Annotated in this window: 23 protein-coding genes, 1 tRNA gene and 1 pseudogene; 12 read left to right on the top strand and 13 right to left on the bottom strand. The window is 70.0% G+C overall.

Annotated features, from left to right (window positions below; all coding sequences use genetic code 11):
- The first annotated feature begins 18 nt into the window (after window positions 1-18).
- A complete protein-coding gene (locus tag ACIPSA_RS34355) occupies window positions 19-1,404 on the top strand; it encodes a hypothetical protein (RefSeq protein ID WP_402641771.1) in 1,386 nt (461 codons plus the stop codon).
- Between the two features lie 58 nt (window positions 1,405-1,462).
- Here ACIPSA_RS34355 and ACIPSA_RS34350 read toward each other — a convergent pair whose 3' ends face one another.
- Window positions 1,463-1,897, bottom strand: a complete 435-nt coding sequence (locus tag ACIPSA_RS34350) for a MarR family winged helix-turn-helix transcriptional regulator (protein ID WP_402641770.1) — start codon at window positions 1,895-1,897, stop codon at window positions 1,463-1,465.
- A 71-nt stretch (window positions 1,898-1,968) separates the two neighbouring features.
- On the opposite strand from ACIPSA_RS34350, the gene ACIPSA_RS34345 reads away from it, so the two are divergent.
- Window positions 1,969-3,021, top strand: a complete 1,053-nt coding sequence (locus ACIPSA_RS34345; protein ID WP_402641768.1) for an FUSC family protein — start codon at window positions 1,969-1,971, stop codon at window positions 3,019-3,021.
- On the opposite strand, the gene ACIPSA_RS34340 is transcribed toward ACIPSA_RS34345, so the two are convergent.
- The 3 genes and pseudogenes from ACIPSA_RS34340 to ACIPSA_RS34330 all read right to left on the bottom strand — a co-directional run bounded on the left by ACIPSA_RS34340 (window position 3,002) and on the right by ACIPSA_RS34330 (window position 4,340).
- Window positions 3,002-3,238: a hypothetical protein gene (locus tag ACIPSA_RS34340; RefSeq protein WP_402641765.1), complete on the bottom strand. Its 237-nt coding sequence runs from the start codon at window positions 3,236-3,238 to the stop codon at window positions 3,002-3,004. The two genes, ACIPSA_RS34345 and ACIPSA_RS34340, sit on opposite strands and share 20 nt — an antisense overlap.
- A gap of 112 nt (window positions 3,239-3,350) precedes the next feature.
- Window positions 3,351-3,530, bottom strand: coding sequence for a DUF397 domain-containing protein (locus ACIPSA_RS34335; protein WP_402641762.1), 180 nt, complete (start codon window positions 3,528-3,530; stop codon window positions 3,351-3,353).
- A pseudogene (locus ACIPSA_RS34330) lies at window positions 3,527-4,340 on the bottom strand (helix-turn-helix domain-containing protein). The gene ACIPSA_RS34335 and the pseudogene ACIPSA_RS34330 overlap by 4 nt, the downstream one beginning before the upstream one ends.
- Before the next feature lie 112 nt (window positions 4,341-4,452).
- On the opposite strand from ACIPSA_RS34330, the gene ACIPSA_RS34325 reads away from it, so the two are divergent.
- Together ACIPSA_RS34325 and ACIPSA_RS34320 are read left to right on the top strand one after the other, a co-directional pair.
- Window positions 4,453-4,860: an ATP-binding protein gene (locus ACIPSA_RS34325; protein WP_402641760.1), complete on the top strand. Its 408-nt coding sequence runs from the start codon at window positions 4,453-4,455 to the stop codon at window positions 4,858-4,860.
- A 37-nt stretch (window positions 4,861-4,897) separates the two neighbouring features.
- A complete protein-coding gene (locus ACIPSA_RS34320) occupies window positions 4,898-5,518 on the top strand; it encodes a YdeI family protein (protein ID WP_402641757.1) in 621 nt (206 codons plus the stop codon).
- A gap of 45 nt (window positions 5,519-5,563) precedes the next feature.
- On the opposite strand, the gene ACIPSA_RS34315 is transcribed toward ACIPSA_RS34320, so the two are convergent.
- Complete coding sequence (locus ACIPSA_RS34315; RefSeq protein WP_402641754.1) at window positions 5,564-6,172, bottom strand: YceI family protein; 609 nt, start codon at window positions 6,170-6,172, stop codon at window positions 5,564-5,566.
- A 128-nt stretch (window positions 6,173-6,300) separates the two neighbouring features.
- On the opposite strand from ACIPSA_RS34315, the gene ACIPSA_RS34310 reads away from it, so the two are divergent.
- The 3 genes from ACIPSA_RS34310 to ACIPSA_RS34300 all read left to right on the top strand — a co-directional run bounded on the left by ACIPSA_RS34310 (window position 6,301) and on the right by ACIPSA_RS34300 (window position 10,623).
- The gene (locus tag ACIPSA_RS34310) at window positions 6,301-8,622 is read left to right on the top strand and encodes a polysaccharide lyase 8 family protein (protein ID WP_402641752.1); all 2,322 of its coding nucleotides are present in this window, start codon (window positions 6,301-6,303) and stop codon (window positions 8,620-8,622) included.
- A 154-nt stretch (window positions 8,623-8,776) separates the two neighbouring features.
- A complete protein-coding gene (locus ACIPSA_RS34305) occupies window positions 8,777-10,372 on the top strand; it encodes an acyl-CoA carboxylase subunit beta (protein WP_402641750.1) in 1,596 nt (531 codons plus the stop codon).
- 56 nt (window positions 10,373-10,428) lie between these two features.
- Window positions 10,429-10,623, top strand: a complete 195-nt coding sequence (locus tag ACIPSA_RS34300; protein ID WP_402641748.1) for an acyl-CoA carboxylase subunit epsilon — start codon at window positions 10,429-10,431, stop codon at window positions 10,621-10,623.
- 142 nt (window positions 10,624-10,765) lie between these two features.
- On the opposite strand, the gene ACIPSA_RS34295 is transcribed toward ACIPSA_RS34300, so the two are convergent.
- From ACIPSA_RS34295 to ACIPSA_RS34260, 8 genes are all read right to left on the bottom strand, one after another.
- A complete protein-coding gene (locus tag ACIPSA_RS34295) occupies window positions 10,766-11,347 on the bottom strand; it encodes an ATP/GTP-binding protein (RefSeq protein WP_054239772.1) in 582 nt (193 codons plus the stop codon).
- Window positions 11,328-11,894 carry a DUF742 domain-containing protein gene (locus ACIPSA_RS34290; protein ID WP_402641745.1) on the bottom strand — a complete coding sequence of 189 codons (567 nt, stop codon included), beginning with the start codon at window positions 11,892-11,894 and terminating at the stop codon, window positions 11,328-11,330. Before ACIPSA_RS34290 ends, ACIPSA_RS34295 begins: the two co-directional genes overlap by 20 nt.
- Window positions 11,895-11,990: 96 nt before the next feature.
- Window positions 11,991-12,404, bottom strand: coding sequence for a roadblock/LC7 domain-containing protein (locus ACIPSA_RS34285; protein WP_005479603.1), 414 nt, complete (start codon window positions 12,402-12,404; stop codon window positions 11,991-11,993).
- Window positions 12,405-12,414: 10 nt separating this feature from the next.
- A complete protein-coding gene (locus ACIPSA_RS34280) occupies window positions 12,415-15,648 on the bottom strand; it encodes a nitrate- and nitrite sensing domain-containing protein (RefSeq protein WP_402641743.1) in 3,234 nt (1,077 codons plus the stop codon).
- A 380-nt stretch (window positions 15,649-16,028) separates the two neighbouring features.
- Window positions 16,029-16,604 (bottom strand): GTP-binding protein, encoded by a 576-nt coding sequence (locus ACIPSA_RS34275; RefSeq protein WP_402641740.1) that lies wholly within the window; start codon window positions 16,602-16,604, stop codon window positions 16,029-16,031.
- The gene (locus ACIPSA_RS34270; protein ID WP_019058642.1) at window positions 16,585-16,983 is read right to left on the bottom strand and encodes a DUF742 domain-containing protein; all 399 of its coding nucleotides are present in this window, start codon (window positions 16,981-16,983) and stop codon (window positions 16,585-16,587) included. Before ACIPSA_RS34270 ends, ACIPSA_RS34275 begins: the two co-directional genes overlap by 20 nt.
- 111 nt (window positions 16,984-17,094) lie before the next feature.
- The gene (locus tag ACIPSA_RS34265; protein WP_003973453.1) at window positions 17,095-17,508 is read right to left on the bottom strand and encodes a roadblock/LC7 domain-containing protein; all 414 of its coding nucleotides are present in this window, start codon (window positions 17,506-17,508) and stop codon (window positions 17,095-17,097) included.
- A 9-nt stretch (window positions 17,509-17,517) separates the two neighbouring features.
- On the bottom strand, window positions 17,518-21,204 hold the full coding sequence (locus ACIPSA_RS34260; RefSeq protein ID WP_402641738.1) for a nitrate- and nitrite sensing domain-containing protein: 3,687 nt from the start codon (window positions 21,202-21,204) through the stop codon (window positions 17,518-17,520).
- A 576-nt stretch (window positions 21,205-21,780) separates the two neighbouring features.
- On the opposite strand from ACIPSA_RS34260, the gene ACIPSA_RS34255 reads away from it, so the two are divergent.
- The 5 genes from ACIPSA_RS34255 to ACIPSA_RS34235 all read left to right on the top strand — a co-directional run bounded on the left by ACIPSA_RS34255 (window position 21,781) and on the right by ACIPSA_RS34235 (window position 25,404).
- On the top strand, window positions 21,781-21,969 hold the full coding sequence (locus ACIPSA_RS34255; protein WP_402641736.1) for a hypothetical protein: 189 nt from the start codon (window positions 21,781-21,783) through the stop codon (window positions 21,967-21,969).
- A gap of 129 nt (window positions 21,970-22,098) precedes the next feature.
- On the top strand, window positions 22,099-22,884 hold the full coding sequence (locus ACIPSA_RS34250; RefSeq protein WP_402641734.1) for a fumarylacetoacetate hydrolase family protein: 786 nt from the start codon (window positions 22,099-22,101) through the stop codon (window positions 22,882-22,884).
- The gene (gene gltX, locus ACIPSA_RS34245; RefSeq protein ID WP_402641732.1) at window positions 22,877-24,361 is read left to right on the top strand and encodes a glutamate--tRNA ligase; all 1,485 of its coding nucleotides are present in this window, start codon (window positions 22,877-22,879) and stop codon (window positions 24,359-24,361) included. Before ACIPSA_RS34250 ends, gltX begins: the two co-directional genes overlap by 8 nt.
- Before the next feature lie 148 nt (window positions 24,362-24,509).
- A complete protein-coding gene (locus ACIPSA_RS34240) occupies window positions 24,510-25,241 on the top strand; it encodes an HAD family hydrolase (protein ID WP_402641729.1) in 732 nt (243 codons plus the stop codon).
- Between the two features lie 91 nt (window positions 25,242-25,332).
- Window positions 25,333-25,404, top strand: a tRNA-Gln gene (locus ACIPSA_RS34235).
- Window positions 25,405-25,407: the final 3 nt, after the last annotated feature.

Raw genomic sequence — 25,407 nt, 5'->3', positions numbered from 1 at the left:
TTCGGGTAGCGTCGAATCATGAAGGCCGTCGTGCGGACCCGAAGCCTGGCCGGACTGTTGCTGGCGCTGGCGCTCACCGTGTTCATCGTTCTCGCGCCGGGCGCCTCGGCGGCCACCGGTGTCTCGGCGGCCAAAGGCGTCTCGGCGATCGCCGAATCCCTCCGCAAGAGCCCGGTCTACGTCGACCCGGCGGCCTCCGGACAACTGACGCCGGCGGGCACGGCGGCCCTCAGCCGACAGATCAAGCGCGCCGGCAAGCCTCTCTTCATCGCGGTCCTCCCGGCCGACTACCCCACCCGGAACCTCTTCACCGACCTGCGCACCGCCACCGGCATCACCGGCCTGTACGCCATCCGCCTCGGCGACCGTTTCGACGCCCGCGCCGACTCCTCGGTCATGTCGCGCACGGCCGTGCGGAACCTGGTCACCAGCGTCCAGGGCGAGAACGCCAGGACCCAGCTGACCGACTTCACCGACCGTGCCCTGGCCAACATGGGCGGCCATGCCCCCGCGTCCTGGGGATCCCCCGGCGGCCACGGCGTCTCCAGCACGGCGCTGATCACGGCCGGTGCCGTGGTGGTGGCTGGCGGCGCGGGCGCGTACGCCCTGGTCCGGCGCAACCGCCGGCGCCACGAGGAGGAGCAGCGGGCCGCCCTCGAGCGGCTGCGGGTGGTGGTCGACGAGGACATCACCGCCTTCGGCGAGGAACTGGACCGGCTGGACTTCCATCCGGCGGAGGCGGGTGCCGACGACGCGATGCGCGCGGACTACGAGCGTGCGCTGGACGCCTACGAGCAGGCCAAGCAGTCCATGGCCGAGGCCCGCAGACCGGAGGACGTCCGGGCCGTCACCCAGGCACTGGAGGACGGCCGTTTCTCCCTGGCCCAGCTGGCCGCCCGCCGGGAGGGCCGCCCGCTGCCCGAACGCCGGCCGCCCTGCTTCTTCGACCCGCGCCACGGCCCCTCGGTCGCCGACGCGACGTGGACCCCGCCCGGAGGCGCCGCCCGTGAGGTCCCGGTCTGCGCGGCGGACCGGACCCGCCTGGCCGACGGCCGCGACCCCGTCGTCCGGGAGGTGGACACCGACTACGGCCGCCGCCCCTACTGGGACGCGGGCCCGGCCTACGGTCCCTGGGCGGGCGGCTACTTCGGCGGCGGCATCCTGCCCGGCCTGCTCGTTGGCACCCTGCTCGGCAGCGCGATGGCCACCCCGTCCTACGCGGCCGACTACGGCACCGGGTACGGCGACTTCGGCGGCGGCTACGAGGGCGGCGACGTCTCCGGCGCGGACTTCGACCCCGGCGACTTCGGGGGCGGGTTCGGGGACGGCGGGGGCGGTGGCGGGGACTTCGGCGGTGGCGGCGACTTCGGTGGGGGCGGCGACTTCGGCGGCGGCGGTTTCTGAGCGGACGTCCTGACCGGGGCGGTGGTCCGCCGCTGGTTCACGCCTCCCGGCCGGTGGTTCACGCCTCCTGTCCGGGCAGGTCGGCCAGCCGCTCCAGCAGCGCGGCCGCCAGCGCCAGCACCCCGCGCTCGGTCTCCCCGAGGGACGCCAGCGCGGTGGCCAGCCAGGCGTCGCGTTCGGCCATGTCCCGCTCCAGTGCCCGCCGTCCGTGAGCCGTGAGCGTCAGCACCGACCGGCGTCGGTCCTCCGGGCCCGGCTCCCGCACGATCAGCCCCTCGGTCTCCAGTTCCGCGAAGACCCGGGTGAGCGACTGCGGCCGCTGCCGCTCGGCCGCCGCGATCTCACCGGGGGTGGCGGAGCCGTGCCGGTGCAGATGTCCGAGGACGACGAGCTGGTTGAGGGTCAGGCTCCCGTCCCCACGCTCCTGCCGCAGGCGGCGGTTCAGCCGCACGAGACCGTGTCGGATGCGGGCGGCTTCGGAGAGATGGTCCATGACCCGGATCGTACGCGAGAACTTACTATTCTGACGGAGGAACAGCCTGAACGGCCCGTAATATCGGCCGAGTGACCGCCAAACTAATACGCAATGCGTACGAAGCAGCGCTGACGATGACGGCCGTGCTGCTCTGCTGGGCCGCCACCCTCCGGCTGGAGGGCGCCGCCGGACTGCACACGGACTCCCTCGTCCTCGCGGTCGCCCTGACCTTCACTCTCGCCAGGAGCCAACGGACGGCCGACTTACGCGGACGGCTCACCGCCCTCGCACTGCTCCCCGCGGTCGCCGCGGTCTGCACGCTGGTCGGCCGACTGATCGCCGCGCACTACGCGCTGGGCGCGGCCGTCTTCACCGCCGGAATCTCGCTGCCCATCTGGATCCGCCGCTACGGCCCCGCCGCCACCAGGGCGGGCACGCTGATGACCCTGCCGTTCGTCGCGCTGCTGGTCGTCCCCGGCCCTGCACTGCCGTCCGAGGCGCAGGGAGCCCTGGTGGGCTGGGCCTGGTCGGCGCTGATCGGGGTCATGGCGTGCTGCTCCGTCTGGCTGGTGCAGGGGCTCGCCGACCGGTACGGCCCCTGGCCCGCCGAGCCCGGCACCGGGCCCGCCCCTCGGCGTCCCTCCCGCCTCCACCCCCGCCCCAGCACACGCATGGCCGTGCAGATGGCGGTGGCCGTGGCCGCCGCCTTCGCCCTCGGCCGGTTCTTCTTCGGCCAGCACTGGCCGTGGGCGGTGCTCACCGCGTACGTCACCGCGAGCGGCAACCGAGGCCGAACCGACGTGCTCCGCAAGGGAGTCGAACGGTTCGTCGGAGCCTGCGCGGGCACGCTGCTGGCCACCGGCGTGGCGGCGGCCGGGATCGGCGGGCACGCCGCGGTGGCGGTCATGTTCGCGGTCCTGGCCGTGGCCCTGTGGCTGCGCCCGCTGAGCTACGCCTACTGGGCGGCCGGCATGACCGCAGCCCTCGCCCTGCTCCTCGGCTACTTCGGCCAGGACGCGACCACCCTGCTCCCCACCCGCCTCGCCGGGATCGGCCTCGGCGCGGCCCTCTCGGTCGCGGTGGCGTGGTGGCTGCTTCCGGTTCCGAAGCGGCGCGTGCCGCTCAGGACGCGTGACGCTTGACGACGGGCTGCGGCCGGAGGGCGTAGCGCTCACCTGCGGCATGCCACCAGGCGGGCGGCGAGGGCCCGTCGACGACGGAGGTCGGCTGATCCGGGTGCAGCCCGAGCCGCCGTAGGGCGCGGGCATCGACGGAGAGGCCGATCCGGTTGTCCCAGTGCCCCGATGTCTCGCGGCGGCACCAAAGATCGCACCGGATCTCTTTCATCTCGAACGGCATCCAGTCGATGCCGCGTTCACGCAGTCAAGCGCAGAGGGTAGTGATCCCGTGAGGACGCCCCGGCGCGTTCTCGAACGAGAACATGTACACCCAGTCGACCTGCTCGGCCTGTTCAGCGGGTGACGCGGTCAAGGAACTCACTCCAGGTGGAGGGGGAGACGGTGAGGATGGGGCCGTCGGACGTCTTGGAATCACGGACGTGCACGGTGGCGGGGGCGGTGGCGACCTCGACGCAGTTGCCGCCCTCGTCGCTGCTGTAGCTGGACTTGAACCACTCAAGTGCGGTGCTCATCGGTCTCCTAACAGTCCGTTCAGGAGGCGCGCGCTCTCGTCGGGTGAGAGGGCCTGTGACCGCAGCATTCCATATTTGTGGTGATAGTCGCTGACGTCATCGGGGTCGTCTACGAGGAAGCTGGCACGGTGTACCTCCAGGTACGCCAGACGCTCGTGTTCGGGAGTCTCCAGCAACATCATGGGCCCCGCGAGTCCACAGTGCGGCGTCCGATCCATGGGCATGACCTGCATGCTCATGTGGACGGGCTCGGTGTACTCCAGGATCTGACGGATCTGCTCCCGCATCACTTCAGGACTGCCAACGTTTCGCCGCAGGATGCTCTCCTCCAGGATGAAGTGACCCACAGGCGGCCGCTCACACCAGCTGCCGCTCCATGCGGGCGTTCACCCACTGCTCGGCCGTCTCGCTCCCGAGCGCGGGGTAGCGATAGTCGAATACGGCACGGCAGTAGTCCCGGGTCTGAAGCAGGCCTGGGACCACCTGAACCTCGTACGAGAGGAGACTGGCCGCCTCCTGTTCGTGATCGACCAATCCCTGAGCGAACTGTACGATCCGCTCCCGCACCGGCATCTTCGCCACCAGCACGGCCAACGCCCCTCCAGTACCCAGCAGTTCATCGAACTGTTCGGCACGATCCGGCTGAAGGGCCAGCCTCCCCTGCTCGATGGATCCCACCGTGTCCACGTGCACGCTCGCCAATTCGGCGAACTGCTCCTGCGTGAGCCGCGCCTGCCTCCGATAGTGGGCGACCAGCGCCCCAACCGCCTGCCACGAACCGACCTTCTTGGGCTTCCTCGCCACGTGCATGCGTGGTCCCTTCCCCCGTGCACACTCGAAGTCCTCGTAGTGGAGTCGTAGCAATCAGAACTACGACTTCACCCATTGGTCCACTGTAGTGACACACGGTGACACTGGCCTCATGAGCGCGGAACCCCAACACCCCCACACCCGGGAGGTGTTCTACCGCCGAGACCGCAGATCGGTCCGGCTGGCCCGGGACTTCACCCGCGAGGCCCTCACCGACTGGGCCGTGGCCGAGCGCAGCGACGACGTACTGCTCTGTGTGAGCGAACTGGCCACCAACGCGTTACTGCATGGCGTACCGCCGGGCCGGGGCTTCGGTCTGCGTCTCGCCCTGGACGGCGACGGAGTGCTGCGGGTGGAACTCCACGACAGCGGCCCCGGCGCGGTCCGGATCCCGGACCCGTCCCCGGAGTCGGAGCACGGCCGCGGGCTCCTGCTCGTGAGTGTCCTCGCGGACAAGTGGGGCGTGGGGGAGCGGGACCCGGGCAAGTTCGTGTGGTGCGAGTTCGGCGTGCGGAACTAGGGCGTTTTCTGACCTATTTGGCGCCTACGTTGGCCTCATGACGCCTACTCCCAGCACCCCGCACCCCCTCGCCTTCGAGACCGCGGCCCACCTGGACGCCTGGCTGACCGGCCGGCCCGCCCCGCACCTCGGCCTCTGGGTGAAGGTCGCCAAGAAGGGTTCGGGACTGCCCTCCGTCACCGCTGCCGAGGTCAACGACGTCGCCCTCTGCCACGGGTGGATCACGGGGCAGCGCAAGGGGCTCGACGCCTCGTACTACCTGCAGAGGATCACTCCGCGCCGGCCGGGGAGCCTCTGGTCGATGGTGAATGCCCGGAGGGTGGGGGAGCTCACCGACGAAGGGCGGATGCGGCCGGGCGGCATCGCCGAGGTCGAGGCCGCCAAGACGGACGGGCGGTGGGACGCGGCGTACGAGTCGCAGAAGGATGCCGCCGTACCCGAGGAACTGGCGGCCGCGCTCCATGGCGACCCCAGCGCTCAGGCGGCCTTCGGCTCGCTCGGCAGGACCGACCGGTACCTCGCCATGCTCGGCGTGCTCCGCGCCCGGACCCCGGAGAGCCGGGCTGCCCAGGTGACGGCCGCTGTCGCGAAGTTGCGGGTACGCGAGCGCCCGCCCTTCGTACGGGGGAGTGAAGGGCGGGCGCGCTCGGGGGCGTGAGATGTCGGGCGAGGCGACGGCCGTTCAGGCGGCCCCGCCGGAGGGTCACGCGTTCTTGATCGCCGAGATGTCGAACTTCAGCTTGATCTTGTCGGAGACGAGGACGCCACCGGTCTCCAGCGCGGCGTTCCAGGTGAGGCCCCACTCGGAGCGCAGGATCTCCGCCTTGCCCTCGAAGCCGACGCGCTCGTTGCCGAAGGGGTCCTTCGCGGCGCCGTTGAACTCCAGGTCGATGGTCAGCGGCTTGGTGACGCCGAGGATCGTGAGGTCGCCGGTGATGCGGTAGTCGTCGCCGCCCACGATCTCCGCCTTGGTGGAGCGGAAGGTCATCGTCGGGTGCTGGTCCGTCGTGAAGAAGTCCGCCGACTTCAGGTGACCGTCGCGGTCGGCGTTGCCCGTGTCGATGCTCTCCATCTTGACGTCGAGGGACGCGGTGGACTTCGACGGGTTGGAGCCGTTCAGGTGCAGCGAGCCGCTGAAATCGAGGAACCCGCCCTTGACGTTCGTGACCATGGCATGGCGGGCCACGAAGCCGAGCGTGGTGTGGGACGGGTCGATCGTGTAGTCGCCGGTCAGCGCGGCCAGCTCCGGGTTCACGGCGGTCTGCGTGGCGGTGGCGGACTCGGAGGTGTTCTTGCGGCCGAAGATGCCCATGTCGTGCTCCTTGGGGGACGGAGATCCTGAAGTTGAATGTTCAACGAGGTCAACATGGACGACCATAGACCTATTCCGTTCAACATTCAACATCATCCATCCGCGTGTTTCCGCCGATACGGTGCGTCATGGCCTCCACGCGTCGCACCTTCCTCTCCGCCGCCCTCCTCGCGACGGCCCTGGCCGGGGCGGCGGCCGTGTCCGCCCGCGCCGCCGCCGGTGACGCCCCCTACGACAGCCTCCGTCGCCGCTGGCTCGACATCACCCTCGGTGCCGGTTACGACCCGGCCGCCGAGCCCTACGCCTCCCGCCTCGCCTGGACCGGCGAGGCCGCCCGCGCCTTACACGCCACCATGGCTCCGACCGCCGCCTCCCTCTGGCCGGACCGCCCCTTCGACCCGCCCTCCGGCATCACCGGGAGCTACCGCCGTCTGTGGACGATGGCCCAGGCGTACGCCCAGGCGGGCACCGGGTCCACCGGCGACGAGACCCTCCTCGCGGGCCTCCTCCGCGGCCTCGACCACCTCTCCGCCACCGTCTACAACCCCGCCACCACCCGCTACGGCAACTGGTGGGAATGGCAGATCGGCAGCCCCCGCCTCCTCATGGACATCACGGCCGCCCTGTACGACCACCTCGGCGACGCCCGTGTCACCGCGGCCTGCGCGGCCGTCGACCACTTCATCCCGGACAGCGCGCTCACGGACTACTCCGGCACCTCCACCGGCGCCAACCGCGTGGACCTGTGCCGCTCCGTCGCCCTGCGCGGCGTCCTCGGCAGGGCCGGGGACCGCATCGCGCTCGCCCGTGACGGGCTCTCGCCCGTGTTCCCGTACGGGACGAAGGGGGACGGGCTGTATGCCGACGGCTCGTTCGTCCAGCACACCTGGGTCGCCTACTCCGGGACGTACGGGCAGGTCGTGCTCGACGGGCTCGGTCGGCTCTTCGCGCTGCTCGCCGGGTCCGCGTGGGAGGTCACCGATCCCGGCAGACGGAATGTCCTGGACAGCGTCGAGCGGGCCTACGCACCGCTCGTCCACGACGGGCTGGTGATGGACAGCGTCAACGGCCGTGCCATCAGCCGCGGTTACCTGACCGACGACGACCAGCACGTCATGCGCGGCGACCACTTCCACGGGCACGCGCTCATCGCGGCCGTCGCGCTGCTCGCGGGCGGGGCGGACGAGGAGGAGCGGGAGCGGTGGTACGGCCGGATCAAGGGGTGGATCGAACGGGACGATGTCACCCCGATCCTGACGAGCCGTCAGTTCGACGTCGCCGATCTCGCCCGGCTGCACGCCGTCGCCGGCTCACCCGCGCCCGCCGCCCCCGATCCGGTCGGTCACCACCTCTTCGCGGCCATGGACCGCGCCGTGCACCGCCGCCCCGGGTTCGTGGCCAACATTTCCATGAGCAGCGACCGCATCGCGTACTACGAGTGCGGCAACGGCGAGAACCCGCGCGGCTGGCACACGGGCGCCGGAATGCTCCACTGGTGGGCCGGCGGAGGCGGTGGCCAGTACACGGACTGGTTCTGGCCCACGGTCGACTGGTACCGGCTGCCCGGCACCACCGTGTCCACCAGGCGGCTGGCCGACCGGGCCGGCGGGGAGTGGGGCGCGCCCAGGCCGGACGTGCGGTGGGTGGGCGGCACGACGGACGGCGAGTACGCGGCGGTCGGGCAGCACCTGAAGGGCCTCGGCTCGACCCTGGAGGCCCGCAAGTCGTGGTTCTGCGCCGCGGACGCGGTGATCTGCCTGGGCGCCGGGATCACCTGCGCCGACGGGGTCCCGGTCGAGACGGTCGTGGACAACCGGAACCTGGGGGAGGGCGGCACGCAGGCCTTCGTACGGGGCGGGACCTGGGCCCACCTGGAGGGACATGGCGGCTGGATCCTGCCGTACGGCGGAGACCTGCGCGCCCTCCGCGAGGACCGCACCGGGGCCTGGTCGGACATCAACACCGCGAGTACGGCGGAGCGCCGCACCCGGCGCTGGCAGACGCTGTGGCTGGACCACGGAACCGACCCCACGGACGCCGCGTACGTCTACGTCCTCCTCCCCGGTGCTTCCCGGCACACCGTCGCCGCCCGCGCGGCCGACCGACGCTGGCTGTCCGTCCTCGCCAACGACGCCCGGGGACAGGCCGTCGCGGTCCCGTCCCTGGGGCTGACGGCCGCCAACTTCTGGCAGGCCGGGACGGCAGGACCCCTGACCGCGTCCCGGGGTGCGAGCGTCCTGGTCCGGCACCACGGCCGTACGGCTACGCTCTGTGTGAGCGAGCCCCCGCGCACGGGCGAGCCGCTGGAGATCGTCTGGGACCGTCCCGTGCGCTCGGTGGTGCGGGCGGACGACACGGTCGAGGTGGTGTCGGCAGGGCGCCGTTTGAGGCTCCGTGTCACTCCGGGGATGGCATGTGCCACGCATGAATGTGAGGCGGCTCTCAGGTGACCGCTTTGTGGCACCCCTACAACGGCGACGCCCCCCAAGCAGTCGGAACGCCTGCATGCGGTTGAGGTTCTGTTCAGTGGCACCAGGAAAACGGGCCGGAGACTGTACGGAGTCGACGGCTCGCTTTGCTTGCTGTCCTTCGTAAGGTCGCTACATGACCGTTTTGGAAGAGAAGACGGGTGAGCCGACCGGCGAGCCGACGGACGCACGCGGGCGGGTCGCCGAGCTGCACGAGATCCGTGCGCAGGTCGTGGCGGGCCCCAGCGAGAAGGCGACCGAGGCGCAGCACGCCAAGGGCAAGCTGACGGCCCGGGAGCGCATCGAGCTGCTCCTGGACCCGGGTTCCTTCCAGGAGGTCGAGCAGCTGCGCCGGCACCGTGCGACGGGGTTCGGCCTGGAGGCGAAGAAGCCGTACACGGACGGTGTGATCACCGGCTGGGGCACGGTGGAGGGCCGTACGGTCTTCGTCTACGCCCACGACTTCCGGATCTTCGGCGGCGCGCTGGGCGAGGCCCACGCGACGAAGATCCACAAGATCATGGACATGGCCATCGCGGCCGGCGCTCCGCTCGTCTCGCTCAACGACGGCGCCGGCGCCCGTATCCAGGAGGGCGTCAGCGCGCTCGCGGGCTACGGCGGCATCTTCCAGCGCAACACCAAGGCGTCGGGCGTCATCCCGCAGATCAGCGTGATGCTCGGCCCGTGCGCGGGCGGCGCGGCCTACAGCCCCGCCCTGACGGACTTCGTGTTCATGGTCCGCGAGACCTCGCAGATGTTCATCACCGGCCCGGACGTGGTCAAGGCGGTGACGGGCGAGGAGATCTCCCAGAACGGCCTGGGCGGCGCGGACGTGCACGCGGAGACCTCCGGTGTCTGCCACTTCGCGTACGACGACGAGGAGACCTGCATCGCGGAGGTGCGCTACCTCCTGTCGCTCCTCCCGCAGAACAACCGCGAGAACCCGCCGCGTGCGGAGTCCTCCGATCCGGCCGAGCGCCGCAGCGACGTCCTGCTGGACCTTGTCCCGGCGGACGGCAACCGGCCGTACGACATGACCAAGGTCATCGAGGAGATCGTCGACGACGGCGACTACCTGGAGGTCCACGAGCGCTGGGCCCGCAACATCATCTGCGCCCTCGCCCGGATGGACGGTCAGGTCGTCGGCATCATCGCCAACCAGCCCCAGGTGCTGGCGGGCGTCCTGGACATCGAGGCGAGCGAAAAAGCTGCGCGCTTTGTCCAGATGTGTGACGCTTTCAATATCCCGATCGTCACGTTCTTGGACGTTCCGGGGTTCCTCCCCGGTGTCGACCAGGAGCACGGCGGAATCATTCGGCACGGCGCGAAGCTGCTGTACGCGTACTGCAACGCGACGGTGCCGAGGATCTCGCTCATCCTGCGCAAGGCGTACGGCGGTGCCTACATCGTCATGGACAGCCAGTCCATCGGTGCCGACCTGACGTATGCCTGGCCCACCAACGAGATCGCCGTCATGGGCGCGGAAGGCGCGGCCAACGTCATCTTCCGGCGTCAGATCGCCGGGGCCGAGGACCCCGAGGCGATGCGTCAGAAGATGGTCAAGGAGTACAAGGCCGAGCTGATGCACCCGTACTACGCGGCGGAGCGCGGTCTGGTCGACGACGTCATCGACCCGGCCGAGACCCGCGAGGTGCTCATCAAGTCACTGGCGATGCTGCACTCCAAGCACGCCGACCTGCCGTCGCGCAAGCACGGCAACCCCCCGCAGTAACCCGGCGGATTTTCCGCGGTACCCCCGCGGAAACCTCTCTCACGGAGACTGAACTTATGAACACCCCTGACATTCGCGTCGAGAAGGGCCACGCCGAGCCCGAGGAAGTCGCCGCCATCACGGCCGTCCTCCTGGCCCGCGCCGCCGCCCGCAGCTCCGAGCCCACGGCGACGCACCGCGGCCGTGCCAAGGCCGGCTGGCGCCGGCTGGAGCGCGAGCCCGGCTTCCGCGCCCCGCACAGCTGGCACTGAAGCCTGTACGACGGAAGAAGGAGAAGGGCCCCTCTGCTCAGAGGGGCCCTTCTCGGTGTCCTTGTACGGCCGTACAGCGCCGCGGGAGACAGAAGGGGCGCCCTCCCACCGGAGGGCGCCCCTTCTGTGCGTACGGGTCCCGCTACCGCAGGCGCGCCATCAGCGCGTGCTCCACGAGAGTGATGAGCGCCGACTTGGCGTCCGCGCGGTGGCGGGCGTCGGTCGTGATGATCGGGGTGTCGGGGCCGATCTGCAGGGCCTCACGGACCTCGTCCGGCTGGTACGGCTGGCTGCCGTCGAAACCGTTGAGGGCGACGACGAAGGGCAGGCCCGAGTTCTCGAAGTAGTCGACCGCGGGGAAGCAGTCGGCGAGACGGCGGGTGTCCACGAGGACGATCGCGCCGATCGCGCCGCGCACCAGGTCGTCCCACATGAACCAGAAGCGGTCCTGACCGGGCGTACCGAAGAGGTACAGGATGAGGTCCTGGTCCAGGGTGATACGGCCGAAGTCCATGGCGACCGTCGTGGTCGTCTTGTCTCCGGTGTGGGTGAGGTCGTCGATGCCTGCCGAAGCGGACGTCATGACGGCCTCTGTGCGCAGCGGGTTGATCTCCGAGACGGCGCCGACGAACGTGGTCTTGCCCACGCCGAAGCCGCCCGCCACCACGATCTTCGCGGAGGTGGTGGAGCGGGAAGGACCGCCGCTAGAGCTTGCGAAGTCCACTGAGCACCCTTTCGAGCAGTGTCACGTCTGGCTGGCCACCGGCGTTCTCGTCGCCGCCGGGCTGATGGATGGCGACCAGGCCCGCCTCCGCCAAGTCGGCGACGAGGATCCTGGCCACGCCGAGGGGAATGGTCAGCAACGCCGAGATCTCGGCGACCGACTTGATCTCTCGGCAGAGGTTGCAGATCCGCTGATGCTCGGGCAACTGGCCCTGCATCTGGTGCGGCTGCGCAGTGGTGTGCACCAGCGCCTCGATGGCGAGCTGGTACCGGGGGCGGGTCCGGCCGCCGGTCATGGCGTACGGACGCACCAAGGGGTTGTTCGACGCCGTGGCGGGCGCCGGCTCGGGACGACGCTGCGGCTGCACCGGCTGAATGCGCGGTGCCGACGGCTGGTCGTACGGCGAGGGCCCGGGGCCCTGCGGCGCGTACGGCTGCCGGTGGCTGGGGGCGGAGGGGAAGTTGTACCGGTTCGAACCGTCGCCCTGGCCCTGGGCAGGGCCGTACGACCAGTTGCCCGAATTCGAACCACCTGGGGGTGTTGCCACTTTCTCTCCTCCTCCGACCGTGCCGGGCACCCATCCTTGTGGAGCCGCGTCCCGAAACCTTACGGCCCCGGGACGCTAAAACGCACCGTCTGACTATTAGTTGAGAAGGCTTCCCTGGAGTTCCGCACGAAGATCCGGGGTAAGAACCGTCCCCGCGCGGTCCACAAGGAGCGCCATTTCGTACCCGATGAGGCCGATGTCCGCCTCGGGGTGGGCCAGGACCGCCAGCGATGAACCATCGGAAACGGACATGATGAACAGGAATCCCCGCTCCATCTCCACAACCGTCTGGTTCACGCTGCCTCCCTCGAAGATCCGGGAGGCGCCTGCCGTCAGCGACGTCAGACCGGAGGCGACGGCCGCGAGCTGATCGGCGCGGTCGCGGGGGAAGCCTTCGGACATAGCCAGAAGGAGTCCGTCGGCGGAGACCACCACCGTGTGGGACACCCCCGGGGTGTTGTCCACGAAGTTGGTGATCAACCAGTTCAGGTTCTGTGCCGCCTGGCTCATCGGGCTCACACTAACGCTCCTGGTTGTAGGTGCTGTCAGGGCCGAAGCCCTGGCCGTTCGTTTCACTGCCTGCGTTGCGTCCGCGCTGGACGCCTCGACGCAGGTTGCTCAGCCTGCCCCGGACATCCTCCGGGGCGCGGGAGACCTGTGGGCCTCCCTGAGGGGTGCTCTCGGCGGCGCCCTCGACCAGGTTGGCCTTGGGAACCCGCCGCGGCAGGCCGGAGGAGGTGACCCCGCCCGCCTTGGGCTTCCGGAGACCGGAGGCCTGCTGCCAGCGCTCGTCGTTCGCCGAACGCCAGCCGTTGTCGCCGTTGCTCTCCGGTGCGGAGGCCGGCGCTTCCTGACGTGCGCGCCCCACACCGTTCGTGCCGTTCGCACCGTTCGGGGTGGATCCGCGGCGAGGCAGCCCGGCGTCGGTCAGCTGGTGGGAGGCGGCGGAGGCCGTTCCCGGACGGTCGAAGCCTACGCGGTTCCGCTCACTCACGTCACCGGCCTGCGCCGATTCCGCTTCCGGAGCGTACTGGGCGGGGTACCCGTTCTGGTAACTGTCCTGCTGCGGCCAGTCGTCCTGGTAGGACTGCTCCTCGTAGGCCGGGTACGTCTCGGCGGCGGCAGCGTGCGCGGCCGCGGGCTCCTCCCGGAGCGCCTCCGGATACGAGGGCTCCGGGTAACCGCCGGCGGGCGCGAACCCGCCGTTCTGCGGCTGGCCGGCGTTCTGCGGCAGGCCGCCGTTCGGCGCGAAGTACTGCTCCTCGTAAGCCGGTTGCTGCGGCTCGTCGTACGCCGGCTGCGAGTCGTGGGCCTGGGGCTGCTCCTGGTAGCCGGTACGGCTGCCGTCGTAGCCCTGCTGGGCGTCGAACTCGTCGGCGTACGCCGGGGCCTCGGGAGCCTCCGGGCCGTGGGACTGGGCCTCCAGGGCCGCACGGCGCTCCTCACGCATCAGCGAGCGGCCCACGGGGTCCAGGTCGCGGATGTCGTCGGGGATCTCGGCGTAGCGGCTGTCGTCGAAGCCGAGCTCGGCCGCCGTGCGCATCGCCGGCTGCTGCTGCTGGAGCTGGTTGAAGCTCTCACCCTGGAACTGCTGCTCCGGGATGATCTGGGAGACCGTGAACTCCTCGCGGTCCAGCTGCTGTTCGCCACCGCCACCGTGGGTGATCGCGTCCGGCAGCATGACCAGGGAGGTCGTGCCGGCCTGCTCGCCCGAGGGACGCAGCTGGACACGGATGCCGTGCCGGTCGGACAGCCGGCCGACCACGAAGAGGCCCATGCGCTGGGAGATCGCGGCGTCCACGGTCGGCGGGTTGGCCAGCTTGTGGTTGATGTCCGCGAAGTCCTCGGCGGTCAGGCCGATGCCCTTGTCGTGGATCTCGATCATCACGCGGCCGTCGGGGAGACGGGTCGCGGTGACGCGGACCTTGGTCTGCGGCGAGGAGAACGTCGTGGCGTTCTCCAGGAGCTCGGCGAGCAGGTGCACGAGGTCGGTCACGGCACGGCCGTGGATCTCGGCCTCCGGGACGCCGGAGAGCTCGATGCGCTCGTACTGCTCCACCTCGGAGGAGGCGGCGCGCAGGACGTCGACCAGCGGGACCGGCTGGTCCCAGCGGCGGCCGGGCTCCTCGCCCGCGAGGACCAGGAGGTTCTCGCCGTTGCGGCGCATACGGGTCGCGAGGTGGTCCAGGCGGAAGAGGTTCTCCAGCTGGTCCGGGTCGGCCTCGTTGTTCTCCAGGTCGGTGATCAGGGTCAGCTGGCCCTCGATCAGCGACTGGTTGCGGCGCGAGAGGTTGGTGAAGATCGCGTTGATGTTGCCCCGCAGCAGGGCCTGCTCGGCGGCGAGCCGGACGGCCTCGCGGTGGACCTGGTCGAAGGCACGGGCGACTTCGCCGATCTCGTCGGTCGAGGTGATCGGGATCGGCGCCACCCGGGTGTCGACCCGGCCGGGGTCGGTGCGGGAGAGCTGGTCGACCAGCATCGGCAGGCGCTGCTCGGCGATGCCGAAGGCGGCGTTGCGCAGCTGGCGCATCGAGCGGCTCATCTGGCGGGCCACCATGCCGGCCAGGATGAACGCGGCGAGCAGGGCGACCACGACGGCGGCACCGGTGATGAACGCGGAGGTCTTGGCGTCATCGGCGATGCCGGAGGCCTCGCTCACCGCCTTGTCCGCGAGGTCGAACTCGATCTGGCGGTAGGCGTTGTACTTGAGCGTGTTGAACGCCCACCAGTTCTGCGCGGTGATGCCCTTGGTCGCGAGCCCGGCGCGCGTGGTGGTGCTGGTGTCCGGCAACTGCGCCAGAGCCGTGATCATCGTCTCCGGCTTGGACGGCGGGGCCACGTAGTTCGGGTCCTTGCCCTTGGCCGCCTCGGCCATCGCCGCGCCGTCGGTCTTGACCTTCGTCTCGAGGTCCTTGAGCTTCTGCGCGTCGGCCGCGGTGCCACCGCCCTGGTACTCCTCGACGGCGATCCGCTCCAGGTAGGCGTACGAGGAGAGGGAGACCCGCTGGGTCGCCAGGTTCGGCTGGTCCGGGCCCGGCTTGACCAGCAGATGCATGCCGATCGACCGCTCCAGCGACAGGGCGGCCTTGGTCAGCGAGATGGCGTAGACGGTACGGCCGTAGGAGGTGATGTTGCCGGTGCCCAGACCGAGCTCGTTGGCGAACTCCATCAGGGGGTGGGCGATCGCGACGTAACCCTCTTCGGTGTTGACGCCGGTCATCTTGGGGCCGTAGGCGGCCGTGCGCAGGGTCTGGAGCTTCGGCTCCCCGTCGCGGAACAGCTGCAGGCGGCGCTGCAGGCCCGACTTCTGGGGCATGTTCTGCGCGGCCTGGTCGAACACGTCGGCGGCCGAGTCCGTCTTCTTGCGGGCCGCGACGACGATGCTGTTGCTCTGGCCCTTGCCCTGCAGCAACGGAGCCGCCGTGACGTCACGCTCGGTGTAGAGGGCGTCGGCGTAGCCGAGGGCGGCGCGGACCAGGCGTGCGGTGTTCTCCGCGTCCTGCGCCTCCTGCCAGGTGTCGATCGAGTTCTTCACCTGGAAGCCGCCCATGACGAGGCCGACGACCACGGGTATGAGCAGGATCGCGTTCAGCCTGGTCGGTACTCGCCAGTTGCGCGGGGAGAACCGGCCGCCGCTCTGTGGCGGTGCGGCCGCCGGCTCGGGGCCGGGCACAGGGGTGGGTACCGCAGCGCGCGGCGGCGGGGTGAAGTTGCCCCGTGCCGACGGCTCGGGACCGTTCTTGCTTCGCCTCACTCGACCAACAACCTCTCGGCGGCGGGCACCATCGACGTGCCGCAGTCTCTCAGCGCCCGGTGTGTCATAGACCACTAGTCAGTACGTCTTTGACTATTGGGCAGTTCAGGCATTCCAGCACGTCGACCAGTGCACTTCCAAACAGTGCAAACCTCTGATTGGGAGGGATGTAAGCCCCAGATAAAACGGTCATAAAGAACGAGCCCCGCCAAAAGGCGGGGCCTTTGTGCGCGCAGCGGCACCGAGTGACCGCGACGCGTGTCCATACCACCCGATTCCTCTGCCGAAACGTTATGAACACCGGAGCCGGCCGTGTCAAAGGACACAGCCGGCTCCGAAGCGTTTACGACAACTGTCGTACGGAACTCCCGACTTACGGGCTACCGCAGCCGTGCCATGAGGGCGTGCTCGACCAGCGTGATCAGCGCGCTCTTGGCGTCGGAACGATGCCGGGCGTCCGTCGTGATGATCGGGGTGTCCGGCCCGATCTGCAGCGCCTCGCGCACCTCTTCCGGCTGGTAGGGCTGCTGCCCGTCGAAGCCGTTGAGCGCCACGACGAACGGCAGACCGCTGTTCTCGAAGTAGTCGACCGCCGGGAAGCAGTCGGCGAGGCGCCGGGTGTCCACCAGGACGACGGCGCCGATGGCACCGCGCACCAGGTCGTCCCACATGAACCAGAAGCGGTCCTGACCGGGCGTACCGAAGAGGTACAGGATCAGGTCCTGGTCGAGCGTGATGCGGCCGAAGTCCATCGCGACCGTGGTGGTCGTCTTGCCCCCGGTGTGGGTCAGGTCGTCGATGCCCGCGCTGGCGGACGTCATGACGGCCTCCGTACGCAGCGGGTTGATCTCCGATACGGCGCCCACGAACGTGGTCTTGCCCACGCCGAAGCCGCCCGCCACCACGATCTTCGCGGAGGTGGTGGCCCGGCCCGCGTCAGAGCTTGCGAAGTCCACTGAGCACCCTTTCGAGCAGCGTCACGTCCGGTGCGCCGCCGTTGTTCTCGTCGCCACCCGGCTGGTGGATGGCGACCAGGCCGGCCTCGGCGAGGTCGGCGACCAGAATCCGTGCCACACCCAGCGGCATGGCAAGGAGCGCCGACACCTCCGCGACCGACTTCACCTCACGGCACAGATGGCAGATGCGCTGGTGCTCCGGGAGCAGCCCCATGAGCGCTGCCGGGTCGGCCGTGGTGCTGATCAGCGCCTCTATGGCGAGTTGATAGCGCGGCCGGGTCCGGCCGCCGGTCATCGCATACGGACGGACCAGCGGCTGGTCGCCCTCGTCCCCGTACGGCTCAGCGTACGGATCATGAGAGGCGGTGGGCGGGGTCATGAATCCTCCGGGCGGGACAGCAGGTCGGTCAGTCGTGCCGTCTGACGGGGCCGGTGGGGGGATTGTGGCGGCCGGACGGTGATTTCGTGAGGTGGGTGGTGCCGGTGCCGGTCAGTGGAGCAGACTGCCCTGGAGTTCGGCGCGCAGGTCGGGCGTGAGGACCGCCCCTGCACGGTCGACGAGCAGTGCCATCTCGTAGCCGACGAGACCGATGTCGCACTCGGGGTGGGCCAGGACCGCGAGGGACGAGCCGTCCGAGACGGACATCAGGAAGAGGAACCCGCGCTCCATCTCGACGACCGTCTGTGCCACGTTGCCGCCCTCGAAGATCCGGGAGGCCCCGGCCGTCAGCGAGGTGAGACCGGACGCGACGGCGGCCAGCTGGTCGGCGCGGTCCCGAGGGAAGCCCTCGGACATGGCCAGAAGAAGTCCGTCGGCGGACACGACGACGGTGTGGGACACACCCGGGGTGTTGTCCACGAAGTTGGTGATCAACCAGTTGAGGTTCTGTGCCGCTTGGCTCATCTGGCTCAACTAACGCTCCTGCTGGTGAGTGGGGCTCGGGTAGCTGCCGGTCTGGCCATTGCCGGCCTGTCGACCCTGTGCGATGCCCCGACGGAGATTGGTCAGCCGGCCGCGTACGTCGTCAGGCGCACGCGAGACCTGCGGACCGGCTTGGTGCTGTTGCTGCTGAGCCGTGCCCGGGACGAGGTTCGCCCGAGGCACCCGGCGCGGCAGGCCGGAGGTGGTGACGCCGCCCGCAGCCGGCTGCCGTACGCGCTCTGCCTGCCGGACGAGGTCGTCGTTCGGCGAGCTGCGCCAGGCGGTGGCGGCGGGACGCTGAGGGGGTGCCGCCGGAGGGGCGGCGGGAGCGGAAGCCTGCGGCTGCTGCGGGGCCGGGGCCGAGCCGTTGCTCTGCTGCCCGCCCTGCTGGCCACCGTGGAACCAGTTGGTCTCCAGGGTGTCGTACAGCGGCGTACGACCGTCGACCGGACCGCTCGCGGGAGGCAGCGCCTCGGGCTCCTGACGGACCGGATGCTGCTGCTGCGGGGCCTGCGGCCGCTCGAACTGGCCCGTGTGCTGCGGGCTGTGGTACTGGCCCGGCAGGGCGTGCTGTCCGGTGGAACCGGCGTCGTACGCCTGCGGAGCGGAGAACTGGCCCGTGTGCTGGGCGTTGTTCTGCTGTCCGGCCGGAGTGCTGAAGATGTCGGAGCGGAGGTACGAGCCCGTGTCCTGCTGGCCGTTCACACCAGGACGGGGGAACGAGCCCGTGTCCTGCTGGCCGTTCATCCCGGGACGGGGGAACTGGCCCGTGTTCTGGGAGCCGTTCACGCCGTTGTAGTCCGGGCGCGGGAACTGGCCGGTGCTGCCCGGACCCTGGGCGTCGATCGCGGGAATCGCCGGCATCTGCGCCGTCGAGTCCGGGGCGTGCCGGTCGTCGATGCGCGGCATGCGCGAGGTCTGTGCCGGGTCCTGCTCGTCGTGGCCGCGCGGGGCGTCCAGCGAGGCGCGGGACACCTGCGGCTGCGCGTTGTCGTCGCTCCAGCTGGGGGTGCGCTGCTGCGGGTTGCCGCCGGGCAGCTCGGGCCGTGCTCCGCCGCGCGGCGGGAGCTGCGGCTGGCGGCCCTGGTCGGAGGCGTTGTTGCCGCGCTTCGGCGTACGGCCGCCGAACAGGTCCTGCTGCTGTGCGCCCGTGCCGGTGGACTGCAGACCCTGCTGGGCACCCGGCGTCTGACCGCCGAAGCCACCGGCACCGGCCGGCCGGCCCTGCTGGTTCGCCGACGGGCCCTGCGGACCACGGGGTGCGCCCGGACCACCGGGACGGCCGCCCTGGCCCGCGCCGGGCAGTGCGGCCCGCGGCCCCTGACCGGTGCCGACCTGGCCGCGCGGGCCGGGGCCCGCACCGAGACGTCCGCCGCCGGAGGGAGCACCGCCGCCGAGGGCGCCACCGGGTGCGGCACCCGCACCGAGGGAACCGCCCTGGTTGTTGCGGCGGGCCGCGGCCACACCGGCCGCCGCCTGCGCGGCGGCCGGACCGCCGGTCGCCGCGGGGGCGCCGGGCTTGCCGGGAGCGGGCTTCTTGCCGCCCTGGGCGACGTCGACGGGCAGCATGACCAGCGCGGTCGTACCACCGGAGTCGGACGGGCGCAGCTGGATGCGGATGCCGTGGCGCTGCGACAGACGACCGACCACGAACAGACCCATTCGGCGGGACACCGAGACGTCCACGGTGGGCGGCGAGGCGAGCCGCTCGTTGATCGCCGCGAGGTCCTCGGGGGAGAGACCGATGCCGGTGTCGTGGATCTCGATCAGCACGCGGCCGTCGGGCAGCGCGTGACCGGTGACCTTGACCTTGGTCTGCGGCGAGGAGAAGGAGGTGGCGTTCTCGAGCAGCTCGGCGAGGAGGTGCACGAGGTCGTTGACCACGCGGCCGGCCACTTCGGTGGTCGGCACGGCGGCCAGCTCGATGCGCTCGTACTGCTCCACCTCGGACGCGGCGGCGCGGAGCACGTCGACCAGCGGGACCGGGCGGGTCCAGCGGCGGCCGGGCTCTTCACCCGCGAGGACGAGGAGGTTCTCACCGTTACGGCGCATACGCGTCGCGAGGTGGTCGAGCTTGAACAGCGAGGACAGCTGGTCGGGGTCGGCCTCGCGGGACTCCAGCTCGGAGATCAGCGAGAGCTGGCGCTGGATAAGACCCTGGGAGCGGCGCGAGAGGTTGGTGAACATCGCGTTGACGTTGCCCCGGAGAAGGGCCTGCTCGGCGGCGAGGCGGACCGCCTCGCGGTGCACGTCGTCGAAGGCCGCGGCCACCTGGCCGATCTCGTCCCGGGAGTGCACACCGACCGACTCCACGGACGTGTCGACGTCCTGCGGGTCGGACTCGGACAGCTGCTTGACCAGCTCGGGCAGTCGGTCCTGGGCGACCTTGGTGGCGGTCTCCTGCAGACGGCGCAGCGAGCGGATCATGGAGCGGGCCACGACGAAGGCGCCGACCAGCGACACGCCGAGGACGATGAGGATCAGCGCACCGGAGATGATCGCGTCCTGCTCGGTGGCGCTGCGCAGCTCGCGGGCCTTCTGCTCCATGTCCTCGAGCAGCGAGTGCTCGATCTTCTTCATCTGCTCGATCTTGGTCGAGCTGTCGTCCACCCAGTCGCGGTAGGAGCGCTTCTGGAGACTCTGGAGGCTGCCCCGGCCGGCGAGGGCACGCCCCGCGTACTTGTCCGCGGACTCGATGGTCGCGTTGCTGCCGTCGATGGGCGTGAGGAGTTCCTCGGCGCTGCCGGAGTAGGTCTTGCGGAAGACGCTGAGCTCGGAGGCCTCGCTCTGCAGCGCCGAATCGGCGTACAGGCGGTCGTTCTCGGAGATGTTGCCGGACTGCGTGTTGTTGGCCGGCAGGGCCGCGGCGATCACGGCGCGCTGGACGGACGCGTACTCCTTGGAGCTGGAGAACGCCGCGAGGGCGCGGGTGCGCTGGATCATCTCCGGGTTGCTGGTCGCCTCCGCCATGTCCTGCGAGAGGTCGATCAGCTGGGTGATCAGGCGGTGGTAGGACTCGACCGTCTGTGTCGAGTTGTCCTTCGACGCATAGGCCGTCTGGCGGATCTTCGCCAGGTTCTGCAGCTGGTTGGTCAGGAGGACGAGGCTGTCGCGGACGCCTCGGAGCTGTCCGTTCTTGCTGGCCGCGTCGATCGCCTCGGAGGCGTCCTCGAAGTTCTGGGCGGCGCGGTCCGTCTTCTGCTGGAGGCCCTTGACGGTGTAGTCGGTCGACTTCAGACCGTGCGCCAGGGGACCGGCGGACTGGTCGCGCTCGTCCTGGAGCGCGTTGGCCAGTTCGGTCGCCTGCTTGGTCATCTCCGTCAGCAGCTTCATGTTGTCGAGCTGCTGGATATCGTCCAGGGAGTCGTTGATACGCAGCGCGCCCAGCGACGTGGCCGCGACCACGGGCAGCGCGAGCAGCGACACAAGGCGCGTGGAGATGCGCCAGTTGCGCAGAGCTATTCGCGGTCCGGGGCCGACCGGGCCGGTGACGGCCTTCGCCGCCGGCGCGGGGCTCGGCGACACGATCGCGCCGGCACGCCCGGTGCGCTCACCGCTGTCACCGGATGGAACCGGGCCCGGGTTCTGGGCGTGCTGGGGCGAGGAACCGCGGTCGGTCCCGCCGTGCGACTCCGGCTCGGCCGAAGCGCTGCCATCCCTCTTGAAACGTCCCTGCACTAGCGTCGCAACCTCTGGACCAGGCGCCCCTCCGCGCGAACGGAGAGACACGGTGTCGGCGTTGTGGAGAGCGCCCTGAATGCGCCCACCTGGGTGTTCTTGAGCGACCGGCGCGGCTCCCCCTGTCTCGCCGTCACTCGGCGCTGTACTGCGCCCCCTGCGCGCCGGCGATCCCGCGGCGGTCCGTGGAATTCCAGCACAGTGCAGGATCTCCAACAAGGGCCGTGGACCGAGCTGTGACCTGAGTGACAGTGCGTGAGGGTGACGTCACGAGACGTAGATGATTATCCCGTGCATAACGGACGTATCCCTGCGAGTCACGGGAGTCCGGGGGGTGTCCCAGTCGCCATGATCAGGAGCGGAATGATGGCTTCAGGGGGTCAATGTCCGTTTCATCGAGGTGGACTGCGAGCCTGAATTGACCGGTTTGCCTGTGGCGTGGTGAGCAAACTCACACGCCGATCATGGGACCTTCACGACTTGGCCGGGGAATCGGATGTTTAGCCTGGCGCTTTACAAGAGGGGGATATCTGTTAACCCTCTGCCAACTCACACAGGACAAGGTCCAGAACAACCGTGAAGACGACGATGATGTTCCGCAACATAGCCAACCCGCGTCGCACGACTCTGGCGCACCTCGAAGACGCCGACGACCTGCAGATCCCGGAGCAGCCGGAGCACCCCGTCGACCTTCCCGCCCAGACAGCCAACCCCAAGCGCACCGTCCTCATGGAGGTCCCGGTGACCTCCGCCGTCGCGGAGTAGTACGGCCCGCGGCCCCCGAATGCTCAAGGCGGCCGACGCCCGTCCCTAATAGGCGGGGCGCGGCCGCCCTGCCGCGTTAGCCTGGAGCGTCAGACTCCAGCCGGCTCAGTTAAGGGGCGCAAGGATCCCGTGCGCATCGCCAGGTTCTCCATCGACGGGAACGTCGCCTTCGGCGCGGTCGAGGGCGAAAAGCAGGACGAGCTCGTCCTCGACATCATCAAGGGCATTCCGTTCGCGGACTACGAGCTCTCCGGTACGAAGGTGCCGCTGAGCAAGGTGAGGCTGCTCCCGCCGGTGCTCCCCAACAAGGTCGTGGCCTTCGGCCGCAACTACGCGGAGCACGCGAAGGAGCTGGACAACGAGGTCCCGGACGCCCCGTTCGCCTTCTTCAAGCCGTCCACCTCGGTGATCGGCCCCGGCGACGACATCCAGTACCCCTCCTTCTCCGAGGAACTCCACCACGAGGCCGAGCTGGCCGTGGTCATCGGCCGCATGTGCCGTGAGGTGCCGCGCGACCGCGTCAAGGACGTGATCTTCGGCTACACCTGCGCCAACGACGTCACCGCCCGCGACGTCCAGCGGCGCGAGAAGCAGTGGGCCCGGGCCAAGGGTTTCGACACGTCCTGCCCGCTCGGCCCCTGGGTGGAGACGGGCCTGGACCTCGCCGCCGCGAACGACCTGACGGTCCAGCTCACCGTCAACGGCGAACAGCGCCAGCTGGGCCGGACGAGCGAGATGATCCACTCCATCGAGGACCTGATCGTCAACATCTCCGAGGCCATGACGCTGCTTCCCGGCGACGTGATCCTCACCGGCACTCCGGCAGGGGTCGGCCCCCTCCATGTCGGCGACGAGGTCGCCGTCACCATCGAAGGCATCGGCACTCTCAACAACAAGGTTGTCAAGCGTGGCTAGCGCACCCGGCTCTCCCGTACGCGTACGTTTCTGTCCGTCCCCCACCGGTAACCCCCACGTGGGCCTGGTCCGCACCGCCCTGTTCAACTGGGCGTTCGCCCGGCACCACCAGGGCACGCTGGTCTTCCGCATCGAGGACACCGACGCGGCCCGCGACTCCGAGGAGTCGTACAACCAGCTGCTCGACGCGATGCGCTGGCTGGGCTTCGACTGGGACGAGGGCCCCGAGGTCGGCGGCCCGCACGCGCCCTACCGCCAGTCGCAGCGCATGGAGCTCTACAAGGACGTCGCGCAGAAGCTCCTGGACGGCGGTCACGCCTACCACTGCTACTGCTCCCAGGAGGAGCTGGACACCCGCCGCGAGGCCGCGCGCGCGGCGGGCAAGCCGTCCGGCTACGACGGCCACTGCCGCGACCTGACCAAGGCGCAGGTCGAGGAGTACAAGGCCCAGGGCCGTGAGCCCATCGTCCGCTTCCGCATGCCCGACGAGACGATCACGTTCACGGACCTGGTCCGCGGCGAGCTGACGTTCACGCCGGAGAACGTGCCGGACTACGGCATCGTCCGCGCGAACGGCGCCCCGCTGTACACGCTGGTGAACCCGGTCGACGACGCGCTGATGGAGATCACCCACGTGCTGCGCGGCGAGGACCTGCTCTCCTCGACCCCGCGCCAGGTCGCGCTGTACAAGGCGCTGACCGAGCTGGGCATCGCGAAGCAGACCCCGTCCTTCGGCCATCTGCCGTACGTGATGGGTGAGGGCAACAAGAAGCTGTCGAAGCGCGACCCCCAGTCGTCGCTGAACCTCTACCGCGAGCGCGGCTTCCTCCCGGAGGGCCTGCTCAACTACCTCTCGCTCCTCGGCTGGTCGCTCTCGGCCGACAAGGACATCTTCACGATGGACGAGATGGTGGCCGCCTTCGACGTCGCCGACGTGAATCCCAACCCGGCCCGCTTCGACCTGAAGAAGGCCGAGGCGATCAACGCCGACCACATCCGCCTGCTCGACGCGAAGGACTTCACGGAGCGCTGCCGCACCTGGCTCCAGGCCCCGTTCGCCCTCTGGGCCGCGGAGGACTTCGACGAGGCGAAGTGGCAGGCGATCGCCCCGCACGCCCAGACCCGTCTGAAGGTCCTCTCCGAGATCACGGAGAACGTCGACTTCCTGTTCCTCCCGGAGCCGGCCGAGGACGAGGCGAGCTGGACGAAGGCCATGAAGGAAGGCTCCGACGCCCTCCTGCGCACGGCCCGCGCCAACCTGGAATCCGCCGACTGGACGTCGGCGGAGTCCCTGAAGGAGGCCGTCCTGGCCGCCGGCGAGGCCCACGGCCTGAAGCTCGGCAAGGCTCAGGCCCCGGTCCGCGTGGCCGTCACCGGCCGCACCGTCGGTCTGCCCCTCTTCGAGTCCCTGGAGATCCTGGGCAAGGAGAAGACGCTGGCGCGGATCGACGCGGCGCTGGCGAAGCTGGCGGCCTGAATCACTGAAGGGTGAGGGGCGGTACCCGGGTCACCGGGTACCGCCCCTCACCCTTTCGTCTCAGGCCGCGATCGCGCGACGCGCCCGGGCCGGCCCCGGCTCGGGAATCCCGCGGACGTGCCCCCGCGCCCCGGGTTACTGTCGGATCATGAGCATTCGCGCCGTGGTCTGGGACGTGGACGACACCCTTTTCGACTACACGACCGCGGACCGTGAGGGCATGCGGGCGCATCTGGCGGTGGAGGGGCTGCTCAGCGGATACGCGACCCCCGAACAGGCCCTCGCGCGGTGGCGGGAGGTCACCGACGAGCAGTGGGCGCGGTTCGCGGCGGGGGAGATCTCCTTCGAGGGGCAGCGTCGTGACCGGGTCCGGGTCTTTCTGGGCGAGGTGATGAGCGACGACGAGGCCGACGCCTGGTTCCGGCGTTACATCGGTCACTACGAGGCCGCCTGGTCCCTCTTCCCGGACGTCGTGCCCGCCCTGGACGCCCTGGCCGCCAGCCACCGGCACGCGGTGCTCTCCAACTCCAGCCTCACGGTCCAGGAGCACAAGCTGCGCGCACTCGGCGTCCGCGACCGTTTCGAGGTCGTGCTGTGCGCCGCCGAGCTCGGCGTGTCCAAGCCCGAGGCCGGCGCCTTCCTGGCGGCCTGCGAGGCCCTGGAACTGCCCCCGCACGAGGTGGCGTACGTCGGCGACCACCCGGAGATCGACGGGCGGGGCGCCGCCGAGGCCGGGTTGCTGTCCGTGTGGATCGACCGCGGCGGGGTGTACGCGGGCGTTGCCGGGACCGCCGCACGGCACCGGATCGTCACCCTCGCCGAACTACCCGCGATCGTCGGCACGGATAGTCGTTTTGGAGCCCCGTCCACCTTCAGGTAATGTTCTTCCTGCGCCGAGGGAAGCGGGCCGAAAGGCCGGAAACCCTGGGCGCGAAACTAGAACAAGATCCCCTCAGGGGCTTGCGTTCCAGTGGCCTATGGTGTAATTGGCAGCACGACTGATTCTGGTTCAGTTAGTCTTGGTTCGAGTCCAGGTAGGCCAGCTC

It is taken from the genome of Streptomyces sp. NPDC086549 (assembly GCF_044746205.1).
GTDB lineage: Bacteria > Actinomycetota > Actinomycetes > Streptomycetales > Streptomycetaceae > Streptomyces.
This window is presented reverse-complemented; position numbering and strand designations above follow the sequence as displayed.

Bases quoted from the DNA above. Each gene is read 5' to 3' on its own strand.
- ACIPSA_RS34315 (WP_402641754.1), bottom strand. From the start codon at position 6,172: ATGGGCATCTTCGGCCGCAAGAACACCTCCGAGTCCGCCACCGCCACG.
- ACIPSA_RS34265 (WP_003973453.1), bottom strand. From the start codon at position 17,508: ATGAGCCAAGCGGCACAGAACCTCAACTGGTTGATCACCAACTTCGTG.
- ACIPSA_RS34325 (WP_402641760.1), top strand. From the start codon at position 4,453: ATGAGCGCGGAACCCCAACACCCCCACACCCGGGAGGTGTTCTACCGC.
- ACIPSA_RS34335 (WP_402641762.1), bottom strand. From the start codon at position 3,530: ATGAGCACCGCACTTGAGTGGTTCAAGTCCAGCTACAGCAGCGACGAG.
- ACIPSA_RS34340 (WP_402641765.1), bottom strand. From the start codon at position 3,238: ATGCCGTTCGAGATGAAAGAGATCCGGTGCGATCTTTGGTGCCGCCGC.
- ACIPSA_RS34310 (WP_402641752.1), top strand. From the start codon at position 6,301: ATGGCCTCCACGCGTCGCACCTTCCTCTCCGCCGCCCTCCTCGCGACG.
- ACIPSA_RS34320 (WP_402641757.1), top strand. From the start codon at position 4,898: ATGACGCCTACTCCCAGCACCCCGCACCCCCTCGCCTTCGAGACCGCG.
- ACIPSA_RS34305 (WP_402641750.1), top strand. From the start codon at position 8,777: ATGACCGTTTTGGAAGAGAAGACGGGTGAGCCGACCGGCGAGCCGACG.
- ACIPSA_RS34240 (WP_402641729.1), top strand. From the start codon at position 24,510: ATGAGCATTCGCGCCGTGGTCTGGGACGTGGACGACACCCTTTTCGAC.
- ACIPSA_RS34300 (WP_402641748.1), top strand. From the start codon at position 10,429: ATGAACACCCCTGACATTCGCGTCGAGAAGGGCCACGCCGAGCCCGAG.
- ACIPSA_RS34270 (WP_019058642.1), bottom strand. From the start codon at position 16,983: ATGACCCCGCCCACCGCCTCTCATGATCCGTACGCTGAGCCGTACGGG.
- ACIPSA_RS34285 (WP_005479603.1), bottom strand. From the start codon at position 12,404: ATGAGCCAGGCGGCACAGAACCTGAACTGGTTGATCACCAACTTCGTG.
- ACIPSA_RS34355 (WP_402641771.1), top strand. From the start codon at position 19: ATGAAGGCCGTCGTGCGGACCCGAAGCCTGGCCGGACTGTTGCTGGCG.
- ACIPSA_RS34350 (WP_402641770.1), bottom strand. From the start codon at position 1,897: ATGGACCATCTCTCCGAAGCCGCCCGCATCCGACACGGTCTCGTGCGG.